24 protein-coding genes and 6 pseudogenes are annotated in these 21,895 nt (G+C 31.4%); 8 read left to right on the top strand and 22 right to left on the bottom strand.

All coding sequences use genetic code 11. The features are described from left to right. Positions 1–71 precede the first annotated feature (71 nt). The 6 genes and pseudogenes from Q2T46_RS05890 to Q2T46_RS05910 form a co-directional block, all read right to left on the bottom strand. Entirely contained in the window at positions 72–995 is a 924-nt protein-coding gene (locus tag Q2T46_RS05890) for a MerR family transcriptional regulator (RefSeq protein ID WP_303263859.1), read from the bottom strand. 228 nt (positions 996–1,223) lie between these two features. Further along, positions 1,224–1,652: an NUDIX domain-containing protein gene (locus tag Q2T46_RS05895; RefSeq protein ID WP_303263858.1), complete on the bottom strand. Its 429-nt coding sequence runs from the start codon at positions 1,650–1,652 to the stop codon at positions 1,224–1,226. A 171-nt stretch (positions 1,653–1,823) separates the two neighbouring features. Then, entirely contained in the window at positions 1,824–2,366 is a 543-nt protein-coding gene (locus Q2T46_RS05900; RefSeq protein ID WP_303263857.1) for a hypothetical protein, read from the bottom strand. 184 nt (positions 2,367–2,550) lie between these two features. Next, entirely contained in the window at positions 2,551–2,922 is a 372-nt protein-coding gene (locus Q2T46_RS05905) for a helix-turn-helix domain-containing protein (RefSeq protein ID WP_303263856.1), read from the bottom strand. A 344-nt stretch (positions 2,923–3,266) separates the two neighbouring features. Then, a pseudogene (locus Q2T46_RS15535) lies at positions 3,267–3,401 on the bottom strand (flavodoxin family protein); the annotation flags it as partial. Positions 3,402–3,488: 87 nt separating this feature from the next. Further along, positions 3,489–3,689: a hypothetical protein gene (locus Q2T46_RS05910; protein WP_311062360.1), complete on the bottom strand. Its 201-nt coding sequence runs from the start codon at positions 3,687–3,689 to the stop codon at positions 3,489–3,491. Between the two features lie 117 nt (positions 3,690–3,806). Between Q2T46_RS05910 and istA the strand changes: the two are divergent. Together istA and istB are read left to right on the top strand one after the other, a co-directional pair. Further along, positions 3,807–4,940: pseudogene (gene istA, locus Q2T46_RS05915) on the top strand (IS21 family transposase). A 92-nt stretch (positions 4,941–5,032) separates the two neighbouring features. Continuing rightward, a pseudogene (istB, locus tag Q2T46_RS05920) lies at positions 5,033–5,712 on the top strand (IS21-like element helper ATPase IstB). Between the two features lie 163 nt (positions 5,713–5,875). Here the strand turns inward: istB and Q2T46_RS05925 are convergent. From Q2T46_RS05925 to Q2T46_RS05940, 4 genes are all read right to left on the bottom strand, one after another. Next, the gene (locus Q2T46_RS05925; RefSeq protein WP_303263854.1) at positions 5,876–6,421 is read right to left on the bottom strand and encodes a hypothetical protein; all 546 of its coding nucleotides are present in this window, start codon (positions 6,419–6,421) and stop codon (positions 5,876–5,878) included. Between the two features lie 475 nt (positions 6,422–6,896). Next, on the bottom strand, positions 6,897–7,049 hold the full coding sequence (locus Q2T46_RS05930; RefSeq protein ID WP_311062361.1) for a hypothetical protein: 153 nt from the start codon (positions 7,047–7,049) through the stop codon (positions 6,897–6,899). Between the two features lie 308 nt (positions 7,050–7,357). After that, positions 7,358–7,480 (bottom strand): hypothetical protein, encoded by a 123-nt coding sequence (locus Q2T46_RS05935; protein WP_303263853.1) that lies wholly within the window; start codon positions 7,478–7,480, stop codon positions 7,358–7,360. A gap of 431 nt (positions 7,481–7,911) precedes the next feature. Beyond that, complete coding sequence (locus Q2T46_RS05940; RefSeq protein ID WP_303263852.1) at positions 7,912–9,942, bottom strand: ATP-dependent endonuclease; 2,031 nt, start codon at positions 9,940–9,942, stop codon at positions 7,912–7,914. A gap of 262 nt (positions 9,943–10,204) precedes the next feature. Here Q2T46_RS05940 and Q2T46_RS05945 point away from each other — a divergent pair, with 262 nt between their 5' ends. Together Q2T46_RS05945 and Q2T46_RS15540 are read left to right on the top strand one after the other, a co-directional pair. Continuing rightward, entirely contained in the window at positions 10,205–10,861 is a 657-nt protein-coding gene (locus Q2T46_RS05945) for a tyrosine-type recombinase/integrase (protein WP_311062362.1), read from the top strand. Continuing rightward, complete coding sequence (locus tag Q2T46_RS15540; RefSeq protein ID WP_399388553.1) at positions 10,857–11,114, top strand: tyrosine-type recombinase/integrase; 258 nt, start codon at positions 10,857–10,859, stop codon at positions 11,112–11,114. The genes Q2T46_RS05945 and Q2T46_RS15540 overlap by 5 nt, the downstream gene beginning before the upstream one ends. Positions 11,115–11,371: 257 nt before the next feature. On the opposite strand, the gene Q2T46_RS05950 is transcribed toward Q2T46_RS15540, so the two are convergent. The 7 genes and pseudogenes from Q2T46_RS05950 to Q2T46_RS05980 all read right to left on the bottom strand — a co-directional run bounded on the left by Q2T46_RS05950 (position 11,372) and on the right by Q2T46_RS05980 (position 16,286). After that, complete coding sequence (locus Q2T46_RS05950; protein ID WP_303263850.1) at positions 11,372–11,575, bottom strand: hypothetical protein; 204 nt, start codon at positions 11,573–11,575, stop codon at positions 11,372–11,374. A 219-nt stretch (positions 11,576–11,794) separates the two neighbouring features. After that, positions 11,795–12,526: an HNH endonuclease gene (locus Q2T46_RS05955; RefSeq protein WP_303263849.1), complete on the bottom strand. Its 732-nt coding sequence runs from the start codon at positions 12,524–12,526 to the stop codon at positions 11,795–11,797. A 472-nt stretch (positions 12,527–12,998) separates the two neighbouring features. Beyond that, entirely contained in the window at positions 12,999–13,502 is a 504-nt protein-coding gene (locus Q2T46_RS05960) for a type II toxin-antitoxin system PemK/MazF family toxin (protein WP_303263848.1), read from the bottom strand. A 3-nt stretch (positions 13,503–13,505) separates the two neighbouring features. Then, a complete protein-coding gene (locus Q2T46_RS05965; protein ID WP_303263847.1) occupies positions 13,506–13,775 on the bottom strand; it encodes a hypothetical protein in 270 nt (89 codons plus the stop codon). Positions 13,776–14,319: 544 nt separating this feature from the next. Continuing rightward, positions 14,320–15,248: pseudogene (locus Q2T46_RS05970) on the bottom strand (group II intron maturase-specific domain-containing protein). 451 nt (positions 15,249–15,699) lie between these two features. After that, a pseudogene (locus Q2T46_RS05975) lies at positions 15,700–16,120 on the bottom strand (Csac_0668 family 2Fe-2S cluster-binding (seleno)protein). 40 nt (positions 16,121–16,160) lie between these two features. After that, positions 16,161–16,286, bottom strand: coding sequence for a hypothetical protein (locus tag Q2T46_RS05980; RefSeq protein WP_311062363.1), 126 nt, complete (start codon positions 16,284–16,286; stop codon positions 16,161–16,163). A gap of 4 nt (positions 16,287–16,290) precedes the next feature. On the opposite strand from Q2T46_RS05980, the gene Q2T46_RS05985 reads away from it, so the two are divergent. Beyond that, complete coding sequence (locus Q2T46_RS05985) at positions 16,291–16,473, top strand: hypothetical protein (RefSeq protein WP_311062364.1); 183 nt, start codon at positions 16,291–16,293, stop codon at positions 16,471–16,473. Positions 16,474–16,612: 139 nt separating this feature from the next. On the opposite strand, the gene Q2T46_RS05990 is transcribed toward Q2T46_RS05985, so the two are convergent. From Q2T46_RS05990 to Q2T46_RS06000, 4 genes and pseudogenes are all read right to left on the bottom strand, one after another. Beyond that, positions 16,613–17,005 (bottom strand): hypothetical protein, encoded by a 393-nt coding sequence (locus Q2T46_RS05990; RefSeq protein ID WP_303263846.1) that lies wholly within the window; start codon positions 17,003–17,005, stop codon positions 16,613–16,615. Positions 17,006–17,088: 83 nt separating this feature from the next. Continuing rightward, a complete protein-coding gene (locus tag Q2T46_RS05995) occupies positions 17,089–17,733 on the bottom strand; it encodes a LysE family transporter (RefSeq protein ID WP_303263845.1) in 645 nt (214 codons plus the stop codon). 841 nt (positions 17,734–18,574) lie between these two features. After that, positions 18,575–18,777 (bottom strand): annotated as a pseudogene (locus tag Q2T46_RS15545) (metallophosphoesterase); the annotation flags it as partial. Between the two features lie 70 nt (positions 18,778–18,847). Continuing rightward, positions 18,848–19,087, bottom strand: a complete 240-nt coding sequence (locus Q2T46_RS06000; protein WP_303263844.1) for a hypothetical protein — start codon at positions 19,085–19,087, stop codon at positions 18,848–18,850. Positions 19,088–19,409: 322 nt separating this feature from the next. On the opposite strand from Q2T46_RS06000, the gene Q2T46_RS06005 reads away from it, so the two are divergent. Together Q2T46_RS06005 and Q2T46_RS06010 are read left to right on the top strand one after the other, a co-directional pair. Beyond that, positions 19,410–19,583 (top strand): hypothetical protein, encoded by a 174-nt coding sequence (locus tag Q2T46_RS06005; protein WP_303263843.1) that lies wholly within the window; start codon positions 19,410–19,412, stop codon positions 19,581–19,583. A 67-nt stretch (positions 19,584–19,650) separates the two neighbouring features. Next, positions 19,651–20,079 (top strand): helix-turn-helix domain-containing protein, encoded by a 429-nt coding sequence (locus Q2T46_RS06010; protein ID WP_303263842.1) that lies wholly within the window; start codon positions 19,651–19,653, stop codon positions 20,077–20,079. Positions 20,080–20,771: 692 nt separating this feature from the next. On the opposite strand, the gene Q2T46_RS06015 is transcribed toward Q2T46_RS06010, so the two are convergent. Then, positions 20,772–21,176 carry a pyridoxamine 5'-phosphate oxidase family protein gene (locus Q2T46_RS06015; protein WP_303263841.1) on the bottom strand — a complete coding sequence of 135 codons (405 nt, stop codon included), beginning with the start codon at positions 21,174–21,176 and terminating at the stop codon, positions 20,772–20,774. Between the two features lie 135 nt (positions 21,177–21,311). On the opposite strand from Q2T46_RS06015, the gene Q2T46_RS06020 reads away from it, so the two are divergent. Next, on the top strand, positions 21,312–21,677 hold the full coding sequence (locus Q2T46_RS06020; RefSeq protein ID WP_303263840.1) for a helix-turn-helix domain-containing protein: 366 nt from the start codon (positions 21,312–21,314) through the stop codon (positions 21,675–21,677). Positions 21,678–21,895 lie beyond the last annotated feature (218 nt).

Here is a 21,895-nt window from a genome sequence, read left to right on the forward strand (position 1 = left end):
ATTTTTGTGCGAATAATAAAACTTTCCTTACAATCTCATAACAAAATACTTATATTATTAGCTGCTGATTTCTATATGTCTAAGTTAGTTATTATATTTCCATTTTCATCAAGGTTAATGCCCAATGACTTTTGAAACTTTTCAAGATTATTTTTATATTTGCGATAGTCACTGCTCAATATGCTTAAATATTCGTTTATTTTGTCCGAACCGCTATTTTTAAGTTGTTCCTTAATATTCTTTACAATGTTAAATACTTCTTTGTGCAAAGGTTCTATAACATCTAATTTCTTTAAAAAAGTTTCTCTGTCCATATAGTTTTTTTCAATTCTATCCGATATCCATTCTTGAATAGTCTTATTTATTATCATGCTAATTTTTTCAATATCTTTATCAGTATACTTTTCATACATCTCACCCATTTCTTGTGGATAATTGATACTGTCAGCTTTATCTAAGCAATTCACCAAATTCAACCATGCCTTTTCTTTTTCAGGCGTATCAAGGACCTCATTCAGAAATGGCCCATATGCCGCTACCATCAACTTTCCAAAGTTACCAGGAAACACTCTCAATAATTGTCTCTTTATAAAACCTTCTCTTGCTCTATCGTCCATCTCGAGAGATTCTTTTAATGTCATCATATTTTTTGTCAGTTCGGTTATATCACTTGTTTGATTTAATCCATCTAAGCATGTTTTGATCACATTTCTGATCACTTCAATTCTTTTTTCTTCATCATTTAATCTCTTTAAATGTTGCTCGAGTTTATCCCTTATTAAATCTGGATTTGATATAATATGTTTTATTTCCACTACTGGTACATCCAGTTGCCTCAAAGTTGATATTTGAATCAGCTTATCAACGTCATTTTGAGAATACTCTCGATAATTGTTGTCAGGATTGATATCGGGTTTTATTAATCCCTCCTCTTCATAATAATTTATTGCTTTTTTCGTTAGTTTTGTAATCTTCATTATTTCGCTTATTTTCATTACTAGATCCCTCCTGGTTCTAATAATAAGCCAATCCCCAGGGTAATAGTCAATAAAGATTTTAAAAATTGATTCTAATAAATCTCTTTTCTCTCATCCAATCAACGTAAAATCGGCATTGGATATATGTGAAGAAAAAATAAATAGTAAGAAAAAATGATAAAAAATTAAAGTCAATATAATTAGAAAATAGAAAACAAAGTTATTACTGAATGAAAAAATTCATCTTTACTTAAACACCTTTGTTAAAAGAATGTTTCTTATATCAATGTGAAGTGTTTCATATCTTGGATTATTTAGTTCTTCTTTGGTAATCCAAGCTAACTCAGAATGTTCATCATTCAATTTGAGTGAAGAAATATCATCGTTTTTAGGTTTAACAAGATACGTAAACACAACACGGTATATATTTTCATCTCCACTTTTACTTTTTAGATTCCTAACTGATAGCTCCTCCAACAATTCCACATCCAAATTGATTTCCTCTCTTGCTTCTCGATACAAGCCTTGAACGGGAATTTCCTCATATTTTACTTTCCCCGCGGGAACATTCCAAACATTCGGAGCAACCTTGCAATGTCCTGCACGTTTTGTCAAAAGAACCTTTCCCTCATGCAACAAAATGATTTCAACTGAAATTCGATAATTAGGATACACAATAAGCCCTCCTTTATTTACTTAAGGTACTTTATGTACATGATAAGAATAATGAAAATTAAACAAGGTCAAAAATAATATTCAGTTAGTAATCTTAGTGTATGGGATTTGATAATTTGTTGCTAATACTTGATGTACGTCTTATATCTCTTAGAAAAATACTAGGATTGTTTACTTCGTCAGTTCTAACACATTGTTGTCTTTGTCATACAATATGAATTTTGACTTAGGATTCCCGCTGCCATAAGTATAGACGATACGCATACCTCTGAAATCAATTTCCTTCATATCTTTGTTATTGAACTCGATTCTAGCAATGTCATCATCCAAAATCACACCAAAGCATGCATACTCCTCTCCTGACTCGTACCCTGTAAAGTGTAAAATTGCTCTATAATTGACACCGGTCAAAACCTCCGCTGAATTCGTTGTGTAAACATGACCTGCAAGATTATCAACAGTATAGTAAAACAGATTCTTATGAGTTACCGCGCAGTCTAACTCACCATACCCATTGAGATACAATGTTAGAATTCTATTACTATCTATTTTAATTTCATCTATGATTTCGGAAATCATAAATCTTTGGCCTTCAACTGCTTGCTCTATAGCAGCCCTTGATGTCTTTGGAAATCTATCTGAGGTCAATACATATACTCCAAAACAAATAAGCACAACAGCGGCTGTCACTATAATGATGGTATTCTTTTTCATCTGTTTATCCTCCAATTTAATAATACCAACTGTAGACTTAACATCATTGCGAATAAAATTAGCTATCAAATTGTGATTTATAAGGAAAAATGGATAAGTTTCATGTGTTAAGTGTTATAGAATCAACTTTACTATCATGGAGTGGAGTTTATTTTAGTTATATAACAGATCAAAGACTGTTATCCTATTTTATTTCAACTCTTGCTGTTTCTAGCCATTTGTCTAATGCACCTTTGCTAAATATATAATCATTACCTATTTTGATATAGGGTATCCCTGAATCTTTTTCATTAACAAGGTTTAATAATTTACTCTCCTCAATTCCTAAATAAGAAGATGCTGTAGATAAATCATAAGTATTTCTTGTGTAAACAACATTATCATTGTTATTGTACATATTGTTTACGATATTACTTAATCCTTGTGACATATTAAACAAACCAGTACCAACATAATCTCCGTTACTTCTCATTCCATTTGCAATGATAACAGCACTCATAATAATAGATATTGATAAACAAAAGATAGAAAATGGCAGTGCCTTATCTTTTAACATAGTATAATCACTCTCCTTTTTAATGACTCAATATAACATTATTATACATTAAATATATTTATTAACACAAGTTTATATTCTTAACATCACTTTTTATCCGCAATATGACTTTTTTAGGGTTATATTCAATCTGAATTTGTGAAATAGCAAGTAAATTAATAATTGGCTTTCCATTAATGTAAAAAAGAGGATTAATACTGTAAATTCTGCACTTTGTAAACTAAATATTTACATTAAAATGAAATAATATGTCATAATAAACAAGACATGCCAAAAAATAGAAACCGTCATATTAAGCAGACGGTTAGATTTGTATTGAATTTGGTGAGTTTATTTCAATAAACCCCATAGCTTTTACCACCTATAAGCTTACATGAAAAACAACTTATGCATCCCTGGTAATGAAGGTCATAGAGATGTATAAGTTCTGTTTCCGCGCCCCGCGAGGCTGCCCCTTCTAAAGCCTTATTTAAAAGAATTGCTGTATTCCATTTTTTCCTGCCCTTCCATTTCTATTTGGTAATAATAATCTAGTTATATATGCGATAGCAATAATTCTAGTATTTTTAGCACCTAAATACAAAACTTGCATCTTTTAATGATAATATTTCACGGTTTAATTTTGAATTATAATTTAATACTTGTATTAAAGTTGATTCTAGTTCTGGAAGATTGGAAAACTTCTCAATGCATTCATCTATATTAAACTCACAAGGTTTTAATAACATATTTAGGATTTCTCCAAATGCCTTTGGTATTTTGGGCAAGTAATTTGATTCCTGAATTAGTTTAATAATTGGATAATTTTGCATTTTTTGAAAATGATAAAATAAGAATGTACTAAAAGTGGTAAATAAATAGGTCAAATTAGCATATTAAAGGCTATGGAGATAAAACCTAATTTTTCAGAGCTAGCAAGGGAATATGGAGTAGATAGAAGAACTGTTAAAAAGTATTATGAAGGATATGAAGACAAACCAAAAACAAGAAACAAACAAAGCAAATTAGACAAATACTATGATGAAATAAAAGCAAAACTTGAAATAAAGGGGGTTACGGTAAAGGGAGTATACGAATACTTTGTTTCTAAAAATTATGATATTGGAACATATTCTAATTTCAACAAATATGTAAAGCGAAAAGGCTTGAAACCTGCTAAAAAAGTAAGTGGTCATCCACGATTTGAAACTCCTGCGGGAAAGCAAGCACAGGTAGATTGGAAAGAAGAGATAAAATTAGTTTCTAAATATGGAGAAGAATTCATTTTTAATGTTTTTAACTATAAGCTTGGATATTCAAGATATTGCTATTTTGAATATAGGAAAGCAAAAACACAACAAGATGTAATTTAATGCTTGATAAACGCTTTTAAAGCTACAGGAGACCTTTTTGACAATATGAAAACAATAGTTGATATAACAAACGAGGGGAGGAAGATAAATAATAAAATAAAAGCATTTGCAAATGATTTTGACTTTAAGAAACGCTTATGTAAGCCAAGACACTCATATACCAAAGGAAAGGTGGAATCATCTAATAAATTTATTGACTGGCTACTGCCATACAATGGTGAATTTGAGAATGAAGAAGATTTAATAAAGATAATTGGTGAAATAAACAAAAAAGTTAATCAATCTACAAATCAGTCAACAGGGATACAACCGATAATATTATTCCAAAAAGAAAAGGAGTATCTATCTCCTATGCCAAGTAATGATATCATAGAAAGTTATATGAACTTCGAACAAAAAGCAACTGTCCATAAAGATTCTATGATATATTACAAAGGTAGTAGATACTCAATAAATAAAACTGTAACTCTTAAAACAGTAGAAAATGAGTTACATGTATATTTTAACACAGACTTGATATCTGTCCATATATTAAGTGATAAAAAGATAAATTATCACGAATCTCATTATAGAGAACTAATAGAAAATCTTATCAAAAACAAAGAGGACATTGAACAAATATGCACAAATAATCTTAACGAATTGGATAAATTATTGCATAGGTAGGTGAGGGTGTGAGTAACTATACTAAGCTATTAAACAATTTAGGAGAACTTGGATTAAATAATATAAAAAATAATATAGATACATATTTAAACATGATTAAATCAGGAGAAAAAAGTGTTATAGATGCTCTATATGAACTAAGCAATTTAGAAATAAAATCAAAACAAGAAAAAGCAATACTTGCATGTGTCAAAGTAGCAAACTTCCCTTTTTTAAAAGAACTTGATGATTTTGATTTTGAATTTCAACCAAGCATAAACAAACAAGAAATTCTTGATTTAAAAAGTTTAAGATTTGTAGAAAATAACGAAAATATATTGTTTGTAGGGACTCCAGGAGTAGGCAAGACACATCTTGCCACCGCCATAGGGATAGAATGTGCAAAACACAGATATTCTACATATTTCGTTCATTTTCAAGAATTGATGACTCAATTAAAAAGGCTTTAGCAGAAAACCGTTTAGAAATCCGATTAAAGCATTTTTCAAAATATAAGGTGTTAATAATAGACGAAGCAGGGTATTTACCAATAGACACAGATGCTTCAAATATATTTTTTCAGCTAATATCTAAAAGATATGAAAAGCATAGTACAATTATTACAACTAATATGCCCTTTTTAAATTGGGCAGAAGTATTTGGAACAGCAACATTAGCCAATGCAATATTAGGTAGATTACTTCATCATTCGCATGTTATATCAATAAAAGGACCTTCATATAGATTAAAATCAAAAGTTGAATACTTTAACAGTTCTTCTAATGCATCTTAGTATATTTTTTGTGTAAAATTATATTCCACTTTTTGTACAAGGATATATTGACTTTTACATTATCTTTATACATTTAAGTAAGTGATATAACCGACAATTGATAAGACAACTGCAATCCCAACTATTATGAAAATAGTAATCAATATTTTATGTTTTTTCATTGTTAATCTCTCCAATAGGAAATGCTTGTATCACCGTTTGGGTACCCAATCAATTCACCGTAAATATTTCCAATCTGTACAGACATGTCATTTATCGGCCCAAGTTTGTAATAGAAAACACCTCTAGCAATCGCCTTATTGCCGCTGATGTAAGCACTTGAACTAATTGTGTCAGTCTGCACCATAGGATTAAGATTTCTAACTACATATGCGTCATTGTAGAGAATCTGAGTTACAGTTCCATTAGATACCCTATAGCCAACTTCAATTCTATATTCTAGAATTGAAATTCCAAAAATAGAAACAGTTTGTGTCCCCCATGCATCCCAATCCGTAGAACTACTAAGCATAGGACTGGAATTGGGAAGATTGGTAGTATATTTTGTACTACGTGATACATTTTTGTTCTCATTATTTATTGTGTTGTACGTCGCAGGATCAAGCAAAAGGTCAATAAACTCCTGCTGCTGGTCGGGGCTTAGAGCTGTAAATTTAGCCAAATCTTCGGGAGACTTTAGATTCCGATTAAATACTAAACTCTTACGCAAAGTAAATAATTTTTAATTTTATAAAATTCGCAATTACCTAGTCGCGTTTCTGGAAAGATTATATGCATATCATCAATCCTATTTCCATTATATACCTATATTGTAATTTTGTCAACAATAAAAGCAAAAAAAGTTATACAATCAGCCTTATACTATGTCTGAAATTCGATAAATGTCTACTAATTAAACAAAATCATGCCATTTGCAGAAACGGCTGCATACTGTTTTCCATGGACCAAAACATTCGAACAGGCTTCTTCAGGCTGCACCGCTACGGACCAACCACAGTATGGCATTGAACATCAATTCCACTATATACTATTTCCCAAATTAGTGCAGTTTCTCGTTTTCAGGCACAACCTAGCATCAAATATTTTTTGCATACCTACTATACCTACATATTGCAAGAGATCTATGAATTCTTTCTCTCTGGTGGTAGGTACTGTAGATATTTTGCAACCTTGGGCCTGCCTGTTTAAGCATTTGCATTGTCATATACTACAGTATGATAAACACTTTTTATATTTTCAAAGAATGATGCATGTGCTTCTTGAAAGCATGAAGTATCTTGTTTTGGAAAAAGTTTCGAAAATCTGTAATTACCTTTGGCACTTGTAAATACCGCCATCTGAAATGTTTTTAACTCACCTTTAATAAATAAATTGACTTCACCCCAATCAAACTCACATACATCACCAAGCTGGTATTGAGCTTTTGTGTATGCTTCTTTATGCTCATTTACTATCTTATTTATTGCTTGGCAGACTGACGTGTAACCAATGTCATAACATTCTTCTTTTAATGAGTTATATATCGATTTTCTTTTTTATTGTTTGGCTTGTCCCAAATATCTTTTTTGTTCATTTTCTCTAAGATAAAACTTTATTCGATTTATCACTTCCTCACAGTTAAACAAAGGATAACATTCCTTGATATCTAAAACATCTCATAGTGTCTATTTACCTGCTGTAGCAATGGCAATAGCAATTTCATAGAAATATTAATCTCAATACTTTCCTCATTGAATTTCGCATAAACTTGTTCCACCTTCAAAAGCATAGAATAAGCCCTCCTTATTATTATGAAATCCCTGTTTCTGAACTTCATTTAATATAAGGTAGGATATATATTCTTTTCAAGTTTTATAATCAGTTAAGTGATGGATATTTCACATCTCTTAAATCTATAAAAACCAAAACACTAAAAAGGTTGTATTATAATATTGCGACCTGATTATATTATAATTTGTTAACCTCTAATTTCTATTTGTTCTCCGTCTGGGCCGATAAACACGACTCTACGCCAACCTTCTTCTCTTGCTCCTGCAGGATGTGACTCCATATCAATAGGAATACCAGCATTTTTTAAGCGAGTATAGTTTCATCAAAGTTGTCACCTTCAAGACAAAAATCAAAACTCTACTCTCATATTGATATAATAACTTTTCTGCTCAATATTTAACCAACATTTCATATAAAATTCTCAGCAATTTACTTCATTTTTTCAATGAATCTTTCAAGCAGTATTATAATCTCTTTTAATTTCCCTCGCTTTAATATATTTAAATCATTACTTCTAATTATGTACTGATAAAAATTGTTTCCTTCTATGTAAAATTGTTTTATATTTTTAATGATTTCATCTCTTACCTTTAAATAATTATCAATCTTATAATCGTTGGTACAATTACATGACTCTGATAGTTTAAACCACCTATTCTTCAATGATTGTTCCTTTTTTTCCCTATCCCTCTCCTTCACATCAGGGAATCCTTCTAAAAATCTTTTAGGTTGGAAACAACTTTCAAAATTATTCTTTTGATTATTACCATTTATCGCTTCTTCCAATTGTTTTCTATATTGACATTCGTAACATTTTATTGCATATTCAAGTTCTATGTTATCAGATGCAAATTCTTGTAAAAAATTATTTTCAATAAAGTAATATTCAATTGAATGTTCATTTAAAACATGAATACTTTCTTTTAGTTTTTCTTTTTTATATTCTAAATCTTTTTCATCAAAATTTGCATACTGAGGTTCATTTAATAACGTAAAAGCAATTTCCTCATATAGATTATCCCTTAAAACATCTGGTTTCTTTATATCCGCATCCCGCAAAATTAGTACAGGAACACTAAAGTTGGTGTTTATTAATAATTCAGTATTAGCATAAAACTTTAAATTTTCACATGAGTGTGCCTGTATAATATTTATCTTATCGACCATGTTTTCGTCTATTTTCCTAATTAATTCACTTATAATTTCTATATCATCTTTACCCTCTACAAAGATAATTCCCTTGCTATATAAAATATCGTCAGGTTTAATACCTAACTCATCTATTACTTTTTTGGGACTTATGCTTAGTACTTTAGTCTCACCATTATTTTTTTCTACAAGTCTTATATTATTACTTGCTAATTTACTTACCGTTATTGGTGAGTGTGATGAAAAAATAACTTGGTTATTTTCTGAAATCTTTAATAAAGTATCAATCATCTTTCTTTGTAGTCTAGGATGTAAATAAACTTCTGGTTCTTCAATGAGTAAAATATACTGTGTATTAGACTGTGAAATTTGTACATATGCCTCAAGTATTGATAGTATTATCATACTCTGATATCCTGTCCCACAATTAAGTATGTCATTTGATATTCCAGTAGTTGTATCTATAATAGTAGTAGTGTATTGAGTACCTTTAGATATATTAACTGAAGCATCTATAACTATTTTAAAATCTTTGCTACCAATTGCATCATTATAGTAAGAAGTAATAGTTTGTGCTAAGTCATTGCATCTTTTTTTAGTTTCTTGAGATAATACATTATTTAATTCACTATATGTAAGAGGCTTATCATTTAAAATAATATCTGTTTTGGATTCATCATCTAACATCTGTATTAAATCTTTTAAATATGAATTATTTCCTGCTGTACTTTCATTTTTAGGGTCACGTAAAGCAGGTATTACTTTGATTTGAGGAAGTATTTTCTTTAAATCTGCTTCTTTTAATTCTTCATCATTTTTATTGTAATATTTCTTATTGATACTACTGCCCTTTTTAGCCACCATTTTTATATAGAGTTCTTCGTTATCTATTCCATATTTTTCTATCGCTTCATTTAACTCTTTAGTTTTAATTTCTATTAATTTCTCTTTCTGCGTCTCATACTTTTTTAAGTTAGTATCTGTATTTTCTTTATTGTATAAATCATACGCCTCATTTATCTTTTCATTTTGTTTGTCTATTTTATCCTTATAAATATTTGCCTCTAAATAGGGTTCATCAACATTTTTAAACCACAATTCTATTACTATATCTTCTTTAGTGCCATTATGAAAATCTTCACCTGAAATTCCTTTTTTACAGGTTGGAAAAAATGCTTGTATTGAGTCTAAAATTGCTGATTTCCCTGTATTATTTTGACCTATAAATGCAAAAATATTTTCTTTAAAGTCAATATATCCTGAATCTAAGAAAGATTTATAATTTTTAATACGCAACTTACTAATGTACATATTTATTTCCCCCTTGTTCCTTATTCCTCTTTTTAACATAAATTATATTACACATTTCCATATATTTCAACAAAACCTGTCAACAAAAACGGGATTTTGTGGAAAAAACAATAAAAATCAGATGTGATATTGCCTTAATTTGATGCAATAAGCCCTTAAAAATTGTCCACAAAACTTTTTAGTCTTACTTTTAAACCTGAAATCAACCTGGTATATAAACTTGAAATTCACCTTAGATATTCTTAAAATCATGGTAAAGTTTATGGAAAGGAGTTTAGTCATGGGTACTAAGGAATATTACTTGGATGCTTTTGTAGATTATTTAAATAAAAGCGATAAATCCTCTGGAACTATATCAACCTATACTGCTAATATCAAAGGCTTTATCAAATACTACGTTGAATCATATGGTGAGGAGTTTATCCTAGAAAATGTAATCATGATGGACTTAAGGGACTATCGAAATTATCTCCTGAATATCAAGCGTCAAAAAGCATCTACTATTAATAATAAGATTGCTGCACTAAAAGAGTATTTTTTCTTTCTTCAAAGCAATAGCATTATCAAAGACAACCCTGCTGAAAACATGAAGAAGATACGTACAAATAAACCTACCGCTCCAAAAAATTTTTCTGACACTGAATTTAAGAAAATTAAGCGATATGTATATAGAAGTCAGAAGGATTTATGGATAGTAATTTTTGAGTTGTTATCTAAAACTGGAGTCAGGGTAAGTGAACTTATAAATATCCGCCTTGCTGACATAACCATAAATGAACGTTCTGGAAATCTAAGAGTTATAGGTAAAAACCAGAAAGAAAGGAATATTCCCCTTCATTTAGATGTTAGAAAGGCTATTACTTCATATCTGGAAATTAGGAACAAGTCTTCTATAAACTCTGAATATCTCCTAAATTAGTGAAAGAAAACAACCCTTTACCCGTTCTGGAATCTTTAAAATGCTAAAGCGTTGGGAAAACGACACGAATATTAAAATTCATCCCCATATGTTCAGACATCATTTTGCAATTCAAATTCTTAACACACCCAATACTGATATCAATACTGTACAGTATCTCTTAGGACATGAAAGTATAGAAAGTAGTGCTATTTATTTTAAAGTGAGACAAGAGGATTTGGAAAAAAGTATTAATGCTATAGCAGATTATTAAAATAAATTTAACTTTAGTTTAAGACTAAAAAACAGGCTCATATTGCCTGTTTTTTTGCTATCTATAATACTTTCTATTTTCGTTTTATAATGCCTATTATTGCAGAAATGCTCACAATTGTGATACATACTATTAGACTTATTATTGCATATTTCATAACTCCTAACCTGCTTCCATATTTTCTATTCTATATGTAAAGGATTTAGGGATAAGGGGTAAGTTTGACCTTATCTCCTTATTCCCTTAATCCTGATTTTCTACCCCTGCTGTTTTATCACCCTCCACTCTCTCAGGTTGTCCCTTGTGATAAACGCTGTAACTATTACAAACGGTATGATTGCAAACCACCACCTATATTCAAAAAATAGTTTTTGATACAAGTAGAAAAGCAGAAAAAATGTTGTGTATCCAGCCACTGTAGGTATTACTATGTTAAAAATTATATTCATCATCTTTTTCATCTATAACCAACTCCTTTGTTAATTTATGAAATGATTATAGCGCACATGGTGAAATCTGTCAGGTCCATTATAATATTTTATTTGTAAATATTACTAATCTATCAGTAACCCATGTTCTAATCACAACTCCTAAATATATTGTACATCCTTAATTTAATTCATTTAACCACATCAAAAAATATCTATTACTCTTTCAATTCTTAAAATGCCAGTATTGTTCTATGTCATACTAATCATTTCTCTTACCTCTTCAATTGTAAATGGTTCTCTCTTACTATGAATTATAAGATGACAATTAGGACATACTGGTCTTAAATCTCGTATAGGGTCTACTTCGTATTCCTTTTGTATCTTGGATAAGGGTACAAGATGGTGTATATGAATTTTATCCTTACCAATTGGTCCATATGTCCTCTCGAAATCAAAACCACAAACGGCACACTTACTACCATAATAGTCGATACATATATTTCTTGCTTTCCTATTTCTTTCATAACGGTTAACAAAAACCTGTCTTACTGTACCTTCAGATAAAGACGGGATATCATCAATAGTAATTTCTCCAGAATAAACTAATTCAGTATTACTTTGACCAAAAACTTCCTCAAAGGCAATTACCAGTTCAGCACGCATAATCCAAGGAAATTTTCCTTCTTTTTCATATCCTAAAAAAGGAACATGCCACCATCTAGGTTTTCCGTCTCTTCTTAAAGGTGGCTGGACTCCTGTTTTATGAATTACACGCTTGCTAAATCTGCTTATCTGTAAGTTGATTAGCCCATAATGTGGAATGTTTAACCTTGAGGCTATCTCAGATGCTCTTATCTCATGGTTTTTACTCTCATACACAATTTTTAGAATATTCAAGTCAGATTCCGTAGTAACTTCTCTGTCTGTGAGTATTTGAGACCATACTTCTTTACTTATTTCTAATTTAGAATTATAGAACATAATTTTCCCCCTAGTCTTGTATAAAAATACTTATCTAAATACTCTTGCCAATGATAACATCGTCTTTAGTCATTTATGGTTCTTAGGCACCCGCCCACTTTCAAAACCATTTAATTCGGCACAATTATACATTTCGGCAATTTATCAGGGTGATAAATCTTATATTCCTTATTAACTATGTATATATTGTCAGAACGGCTATTCTGGTCAAGTAGTTTTCTTATATAATTTCTGTCCGATAATCTATCTATTTTACTATGATTACAATGCCTGCAACTTAATGCGAAGTTTCAGAGTTTATCACCCCTTACGAACACCCAGGGTATGAAATGGTCTACTTCCATAGTGGCCTTTAACTACTGTCCGCAATAAAAACAATTATGTCTGTTGAAATCCTCATATAAAAATAATAAAACCAAGAACTTATCCTATTGATTAGCCCTTGGTTTTCTATTCTTGAAATTAGTTTAAATTACTTTCTAGAGTATTTTTCTCTATGCATATTTTCAATGGAATTCAGCAAATCTTGAATAACCTCATTAATAGACGCAAACAAATCATAGTTATAAAAAATTGCTTCATCTATCTCCCTTGTGTTTACAACTTGTCCCATATACCAGTCTTCAAACAGTTCATCTTTTGATACAGTATATACCTGGTCAAGAAGTACTACACTATCTTTATCCAGGAAAGGGTAATCCTTTTTATACAATGGTGCGTGATAAGGATATTTTAATTTTGGCGGTTGTATTATATTGCCATATGTATCTTTTTCTAAATAGTGTATCATGTCTGACACTGGACAAATAATAACTCTGCTTGATTTAGGGTTATATCTGCTAATAATTATAAATGGTCTTGCCTTTTGTGAAGCAATCGAAGGGTCACTATTACCAGTTAAATCAAACCAGTGAATGCAACCCTTCTCAAAATGGGTACTCTTTTGTGGATTTTTCGGCAGCGCTGGACAGGGCAAAACTTACTCACCCCTCCGCCTTTTAGTCATTTCATCGAAAATCTCTTTTTCATCATCTGTTTCTACATAGTCTTTATCGATATCTGCATAAAACTTTCTTCTCTTAACGGGGTTGAATATCATATCAAGAGTGGAAACATCATGACGTTTAGGTATTTGATTTGATTTATAATCCTTAATACTAACTACCATTGCCATTTTATACAACCCCTTTCTTGCTTTTCTTATCTTTATGATATCACTTCCTTCTGATTTTTTCAAGCACAATTCCAATTCTTAACTTCTATATATATTATATCCATGTTTATTTAATTGACACCTTAAAGGGCAATTAAAATTTTTATTCTTTAAATAAAATTTTTGCACTGATTTTTTGATTTGTAATGTCCTTTCCTTTATAATACCTGAAAATTTTGTGCGAAGGAGCGATTATAATGATAAATTTGGAAGTTCTTAGAATAGAACTAAACTACCTCGAACAGGTTGTAAAGGATATTCTGTGAAATAAGGTTTCAGGAGAAATAAATAAAGCAGTAACTACATTGGTCATTTCTTTCCTTTATCCTAATACATATGATTCCTTATCTCTTTCTTACATTCAAACAATTGAGAAGTATTTAAATCAGATTCAACAGGAAATAGAACCAGATAAATATTAACTCTTCATGAACAATATCCCCACCATAAGGATTCTCATGGAAAAAGTAAAAAGTGAAATACCTAAATGTTAAATCGAGTAGGAGCTGAATAATTATTTTATTCAGCGTCCTCTCACACCACCGTACGTACCGTTCGGTATACGGCGGTTCATTAAGATTTAATGTACAATTAGGTACCTTTTTGATAAACTTCTATAACCTATGTCTTCGAAGTATTTATTTGTAAGAGTCATACTGAGTATTTGGCTATTGGATATTCTCCAGTAGCCTTTCCTCGTATTGGCGTATGCCCAGGCTTTTTGTTTTTCTAATCCTAATTTTAATAGATTGTCATACTTTGTTTTTATCTTCTTCCATTGCTTCCATATACATGCTCTTAGTCTACGCCTTATCCATTCGTCAAGGGTTTTCATTATTCCTTTCGCATCTGCTAATCCAAAGTAGTTAACCCATCCTGTCGTTATCTGATTCAATCTACGTATTCTGTATTCCATGCTTATTCCCTTGTTTCGATTGGTTATTTCTCTTACTTTTTCCTTAAACCTTTTGATGGATTTTTCATGAATCCTTATTCTTGCTTCGTTTTCTTTTGTATAAAACGAAAATCCTAAGAATTTTCTTTTCCATGGTCTATCTACAGCACTTTTTGCTTCATTGACTTTTAGTTTTAATTTGGTTTCTATATTAATCTGTCTAGTACTGTAGGTATTCCTAGTAGTCTTGTTCCTCCATCTGGTTTTGGTATTTCTACTCTCAACACTGGTTGTGGTTTATACTTTCCTTCCAGTAATTGTTGCTTTATGGTTTAAAGTTTCTTTGAGATACGGTAGAAGTTCATATACTTCCATCCCATCGACTCCATGGCTTCCTTTATTTGCAACTACACGCTTGTATGCTTCTTTCATGTTTTCTCGGTCTAGTATCATTTCAAGCATATTACTGGTGTATCTTTGTACATTGTTTCTTCTATCTTTTGACGCCGTTGATATACTATGCACTTCCCCTCTCTCTTGAAATTCCATTTCTTGATTGAGCGGATAGCCTCTTTGTTGAGTTGTCTTAAGAACTGCATATCTTTCGAGTTCATAAGATTTCCAAAACCTCCTAATGTTCGGTCCTTCCTTATCTATTCATGACTAGATAAGTACTATGACCTCTGCTGACTTCTCAAGGTTCAGCCATACATCACTGTATGGGTTGTCATTTCAGAGTTCTCTTTAATGACTTGTCCTTGAGACCTCCCCGGGTAAGAACGATAACCTTCATCTCGTCTATCTTTAAGTTTACTGTATGGGGTTCGGGTAGTGTTGGACTTCGTTTTGTTTAGCAAACTCGTCCGCCCCAATTCAGCCTCTCATCTGGTTTTTGTTCATCAGACCGAGATTTTGCCTACCGCTTCCTTCAGATTCCACCTCACGATGGACACCCTTGCGGTTCAGCTAGTGGTTCCCGTAACCTCGCCCACAGCGGACTTTCACCGCCAAGTTACCGCCCATGCCGGGCGCACTAAAAAATGCAGTATTAAATATTAACTGCACTTATTTCATGGATAATCCTTTGTCTATAGCCTTCTGAATTATTTCATGACAGCATTTTCCTAAAGGGTTATTCTTTTCACATTGGGCATTTTTTCATCGCCCCTGTAATTTCTATAATATCTTTAACGGTTTTTGCACCATCATTTATTACCTGTTCCTCTGTAACCTTGCTGCAGTAGCAGGCATATTTAGGATTAGCGTCTTTTTTAAACCATACAGGTACTTTCACTTGCTGCTTATCAAACTTAACACCTGATTGTGGATTATAATAGACAATATCACATTCTTCATTCATGCATATATAATAATCTGTATCTGTGACGAATTCTGTCAGCGTATCATCTACCAAATGCCTGACTGTAATATTTTTTACTTTTACTCCTGATGTTTTACACACAGGACATATATTGTCATCCTCTATTTTACATTGATATTAACTATTTGCATTTTCTGAATACTCACTATTTGTTGTGAGCCAAAATCATGAGGAAATGAACTTTCTCATAAATATAGACTCCTATCGTTACAGATATGATGTCTACCATAGTTCTTATGATTAAATCAGCAATATCTGATTCGAACACCAAAGTAATGAAAAAATTGAAAAGAAAAAGGTTAATTCCAAAGACTATAATGCCAAAAAATAGTGATTTCACTATGGGAGATTCTATCTTAATGCCTTGTCTGAGAAATAAATATAACCCCCCTATCCAAATACCTGATGCAACTGCCCATATCATTGTTCCTAACGGATTGGTAGTAAAAGAGGAATAAATATGAACTATACTATAACAAAATACTCTCAGTACCAGGAAACATACAGGTATTGCCATTAACGGTACAATGTTAAGATTAATGTATACTTTCCCTGACAATTGGGAATCTGCAGCAACGAATTTTCCTAACAGCAATCCTAAAAATACAAGTGATATTCATCCACTATTGGATAAGCAAAAAGTTCGGTCAGTGATGTGCTTGAAACGTGAGGTAAAGGCTCAAATAAGTATATACACCACATCATGCAGAATAAAAAACCGAACATTAAACCTTTTTTAATCTTTGTTCCTGGCAGACGACCCTGTATTATGACGAATACTACCGCTAATAAAAAATAGGTTATTAGTGCATAAATCGTAAATGAGGGGATTAATAATCCTGCTTTGACGATTGCACTCGGAGGAAAAGGATTACTACCGCTTGAAGGGATAAAAGCCTGCAGTATCAATCTAAATATTGTTGCTGATAATGCTACTAAAAATAGCGTCAACCATCTTTTCTTGTTAATTTCAAAAAGCATTGATTTCATAGAGTTTGACCTCCAGTTTAAATTTTAAATCTATTACGAGGTAATAGCATCTTTTTCATCAGATCCACCTTGAAATTATAGCATCAGGTTTGAAGCATTTTCCAGCCGCTGCCTATGAAATATATTGAAAATGCTATAATAAATATGCCCAACAATAAAATAATCCAGCGATATACAGTATCACTTATCAGTTTCTTGCCTCTGGAAAATGCCGTGGAAATTGCTGAATACCATACAAAGTCCGATAAAATATGTCCTATAAAAAAGAACAAAACACCAATTAACCCTAAAGTATAAGACTGGCGTATTGATTCCATCCCCGTTGACGCCCACCAGAGAATGAAGTAAGGATTAGTAGCGCTTACAAGTGCTCCTGCCAATACAAGATTTCTCATGCCTGCACTATTCCCTGCTCTTTGATTCTCCAGAGAAACTGACTTATTTATACTAGATTTTATCATTCCATAGCCCATCCATGCAAGAAAAGCACCGCCAAATAATCCGATAAATCCTGCAACTGTCGGATTAGAGAAGAAATCTTTAAGTCCGAACGTCATGATGATAATTAATATAAGTTCCAGGATTCCATGTCCTAATACTGCTAACGGGCCTGCTGTCCACCCTTTTTTAAGACTGCCGTCAATTGTGACCCCCAGCATAGGCCCAGGCATCAATGCTCCTGAAAAGCCTATTAAAAAAGCACTAATGAAAATTCCCCACAAAACCATGTTAATAAACCTCTCTTATTATCAAAATGCCTTACTATCAAAATCGGCTTCTATTTTTAATATCCATACACATAAATATAATAACAATAAATTTCAATTTAATTAAGTTTTATTTTAATAAAATCTTACCGTTTATGAAAGCACTAACAGCATCATTCTCTTTAAAGAACTAACTTTATTACAATAGAGCCTACTTTATTATTACAGAACCCTCTTTATTATCATAGAACTGACTTATTATCACAGAGTCAATTTTATTATTCTATAACATCCCCCTTATTCCTTAACCCAAAAAATCCTTGCCACTAACTATGTATATTTAGAATAATCTCTCCTCCACCCACACCCCTTAAACCCTTGATTTTTCTGTATCCTAATTTCTACCAGATAATAAAGTCCGTTCTAAAATCTCATATTCTTATCCAATTTATTAACATTATCTATTCTCCTTAACCCTTACGCCTTATCCCTCTCCCCTACCAAAAAGCAACCCCTGCAGCAAAACAGGAGTTATCCTGCATTTACTGCGGGATTTTGGAACAAACTTTATTATCATGGAGTGGAGTTTATTTTAGTTATATACATAGACCTGATGAATGAATATATAATCAAAGAGGAATATGATGCCCTGGAACTAAGACTCATTAAATTATCAAAATGCTATATGGGTTTATCAAAAAACTGGAACCTGAGCCAAGTAACGAGCTAAAGGATGCTACTATGGGTTGATTTAATATTACATAAAAATGAGCCTGTAGAATATAGCATTGTACATCTATATTTATAGGCTCATTCATATAATATCATTTTTTGCCTTTACTATCCCTCAAACAAATGCTACTTACTTTTCTTTTGTCAGCATCAAAACAGCAATTTCTGGATGGTTGAAAAGCCTTTGGGGAATAATGCTGTTTCCAAGCCCCCTGCTTACAGTCATAGTGCAGTTGCCTCTTTTGTATTCTTCTTATGTATATTGAGGGAAAAAATTCTGATTAGGCACATTAATCCGCCTATAAACGGAAGCCTTACCTGCCCTCCATGAGAGCATATTCAGATAAAACTAATACACCTTACTTATTTCACCATAATGTATAAAAAGACCGCTTAATTGAAGTTAATCCTTTTTCTCAAGACCTATAATAGAAATTAATAAGCCTGAAAGAGCTATTAAATATTCAATACCACCAAGATTAGAATTAGGGTCAACTGCAATTATTCCTCCGAACAAAGTAATGTTTAACCCTAAAAGCATTATCTTAAAACCTGAAGCCCCTTTCTTTAGGCCATGAACAATAAAACCTACAATCAAACCTAATACAACTAAAGATATCGTTGTCAATAGAACATATTTCATTTCTCAAAAACTCCTTCCTATAATTTAATTTATAATATACTACTAGTATACTACTAGCGAGTATGAATTACTACCATAATTGCATTGAATTATATGATATAGCTTAAAAACTTTGTCTTATATAGAAATGAACCATAAATTGTTATACAGCAAATTATTTCAATATAAAAGCACCATAAAAAGCAAAATAATTTGACCTTATCTGTTATGTAAAACTAATTAATTTTCATATTCATGTATAAGATTGGTTAATCTTGCCTACAATTATACAAAAAAATAATGGGACGGTAAAATTAATTACCACCCCAAGAAAGGTATCATAATGATAATTATAGCCTTTCCAGTTAAAAATATACATGAATATATCGAAAATGAATCATATTTGTACATAGATACACCATCTGGATGTCCTAATTGCAATTACAATGGTAAATTGTATAGGCATGGTTATTACTGCAGGGGTGTCTTTATCGACGCATTTTATTTCACCACATAACTTTTGTGAATGTACCATCATTATCCAGTCAATAATACTGATAATTAAATTGAGGAAGTTTTTAGACATGGATAATGATGCTAAACAAAAAATTGCTTACTTTAAATTTTCTTTGATAGCACCGCTTATCAATGAAAATTACACTCAGGAAACTGCAAAAGAATATATGGAGGTTATTACTTCTAAAGTTTATGATGTGCCTTCATTAGGTAAAAGAAAATTCTCTCCTAATACAATTAAGACGTGGCTTTACTGTTACAGAAAATATGGATTTGAAGGTTTATACCCTAAAAGTAGATGCGACAAAGGTGCTTCAAGAGTTTTAACTGATGATGTTAAAGCTTATATTAAAAATCTAAAACTCGATAATCCAAGAAGATCAACTAAATCAATCTATCAGGAACTTTTAGCTAAAAAGTTTATCGAGCTTGACAAGGTATCTTTATCTACAGTTCAAAGAATCTGTGCAAAACTAAAATTTCTACATCAGCATTGAACACAAAAGACAGGAGAACTTTTGAAATGGAGCATCCTAATGATTGCTGGCAATCTGATATATCCATGGGTCCATACTTTAAAACAACTTTCTCCCGGTTTAATCCGGGGGAGAAAATACATTCAAGATGGCATTTACCCAAAAAGCGTAAATCCCAAAAATGAATATACTTAAAGCTATATGTATATGATATTTTAGAATAATATGATCTTATAGATTGTATAATGTGAATTTTTAAGTAAAAACCCTGTTTAGTGATTGTTTAATCTTTGTACTTTTTATGATAAGTCAGCTTAATTAATCTTAATTTTTCAGGATGTGATATCTTGCTGTTTAACAACTATTTAAAGAAAAAAGTGCCAACAACTACTTGACACAAACCACCTTCCTATTGATTTTTTTAACTCATCCTATTGGGAGGATGGTGATGTCTTTTTTTCTACATATAACCGCCGTTTTCCTGCTTTTTGACCTAATAAAATTTTACACTATATTTTCACTTGACAAATACAGTATATTAATGATTAAAGAAAAAAGGGATAATTGTCATAAGACCTCTATTTACAAGGCTTTGCAACTATCCCTTTGATATTCTTTCTGGATTTAAATTCCAACCCTTTTCCTTCATTTCTCCCTAATTAAATTCATTTTTTCATGGATAAAAGTATCAAATGGAAATTATTTTATTAGGTTTAAAGGCTGTATTGTTTAGGAGGTTGACCCGAAAAATCAGCAATAACTGCCTTCGCATCATCTAAATAAAAAATTTCAAAAATTGGGTTGTCAGGAGTTTTATAAATTGATTTTACAAGGGGATTGTGCTCAATGATTGTAGTCTTCACTTCCAAATCATTTGAAAATTTAATTCGTCCAGAAATTCGAATCCAAACATTATTTTGGTTTGTTGTAGAAAACTCAACATAAGGATTCAGTTTAATTTCCTTGTAAACTTCTTTTTGGTTTGACGTACAGAAAAACAACTTACCCTCCTTTTCAAGCATAAATTGAAATGGACGAACCTTTGGTTTACCGTCTCTTCCTATTGTAGCAAGATATAGAACAGGATTTTCGCTTAAAAAATTCACAACTTCGTTCATAATTAACAGCTCCTTCTAAATAAATTGATTTATGTTGTTTTCTGTGTATATAATAATTTATATAGTATATTTTCGCAAGTAGGCACTTATAAGTGCTATACTTACCTTTAAGTTACTATAAGGAGGGAAAATTTTATGAAAAAAGAATTGCCATCTTGTCCCGTTGAAACAACTCTTTCGCTTATAGGAAATAAATGGAAAATATTAATATTAAGAGAACTATTGAAAGGAACTAAACGATTTAATGAATTAAAAAAAGCAATAGATTCCATAAGCCAAAAAGTTCTTACTCAACAACTTCGTTCTATGGAAGAAGATGGCCTTGTGGAAAGAAAGGTATATGCTGAAGTTCCACCAAAGGTAGAATATTCCCTAACTGAATTAGGAATTAGTTTAAAACCTATACTCGATTCAATGTATTTATGGGGAGAACAATATAAAGAAAAATTATATTTGTATCTAACTCCAGAGGAAAAGAATTCTACTACAGACAAATATTAATTTAAAAAAACCTTTCCCTTACCACGCTCTCCACCCCGCATAAAATCTACATGGGATTCTATAGGAGGTAATAAAGTTTTTCCGTGATGCAGTATTAAATTCCCTATAATTTCCCAAATACTACTCTAATTTGTGTAAAAAAAGTTTTTTCAAAAGAGCAGAATCATGGTTCAATGAAAAAAGGGATAAGTGGTAAAGCATCGAAAAATTCGAGATTT

It is taken from the genome of Thermoanaerobacterium sp. CMT5567-10, from assembly GCF_030534315.2.
GTDB lineage: Bacteria > Bacillota > Thermoanaerobacteria > Thermoanaerobacterales > Thermoanaerobacteraceae > Thermoanaerobacterium.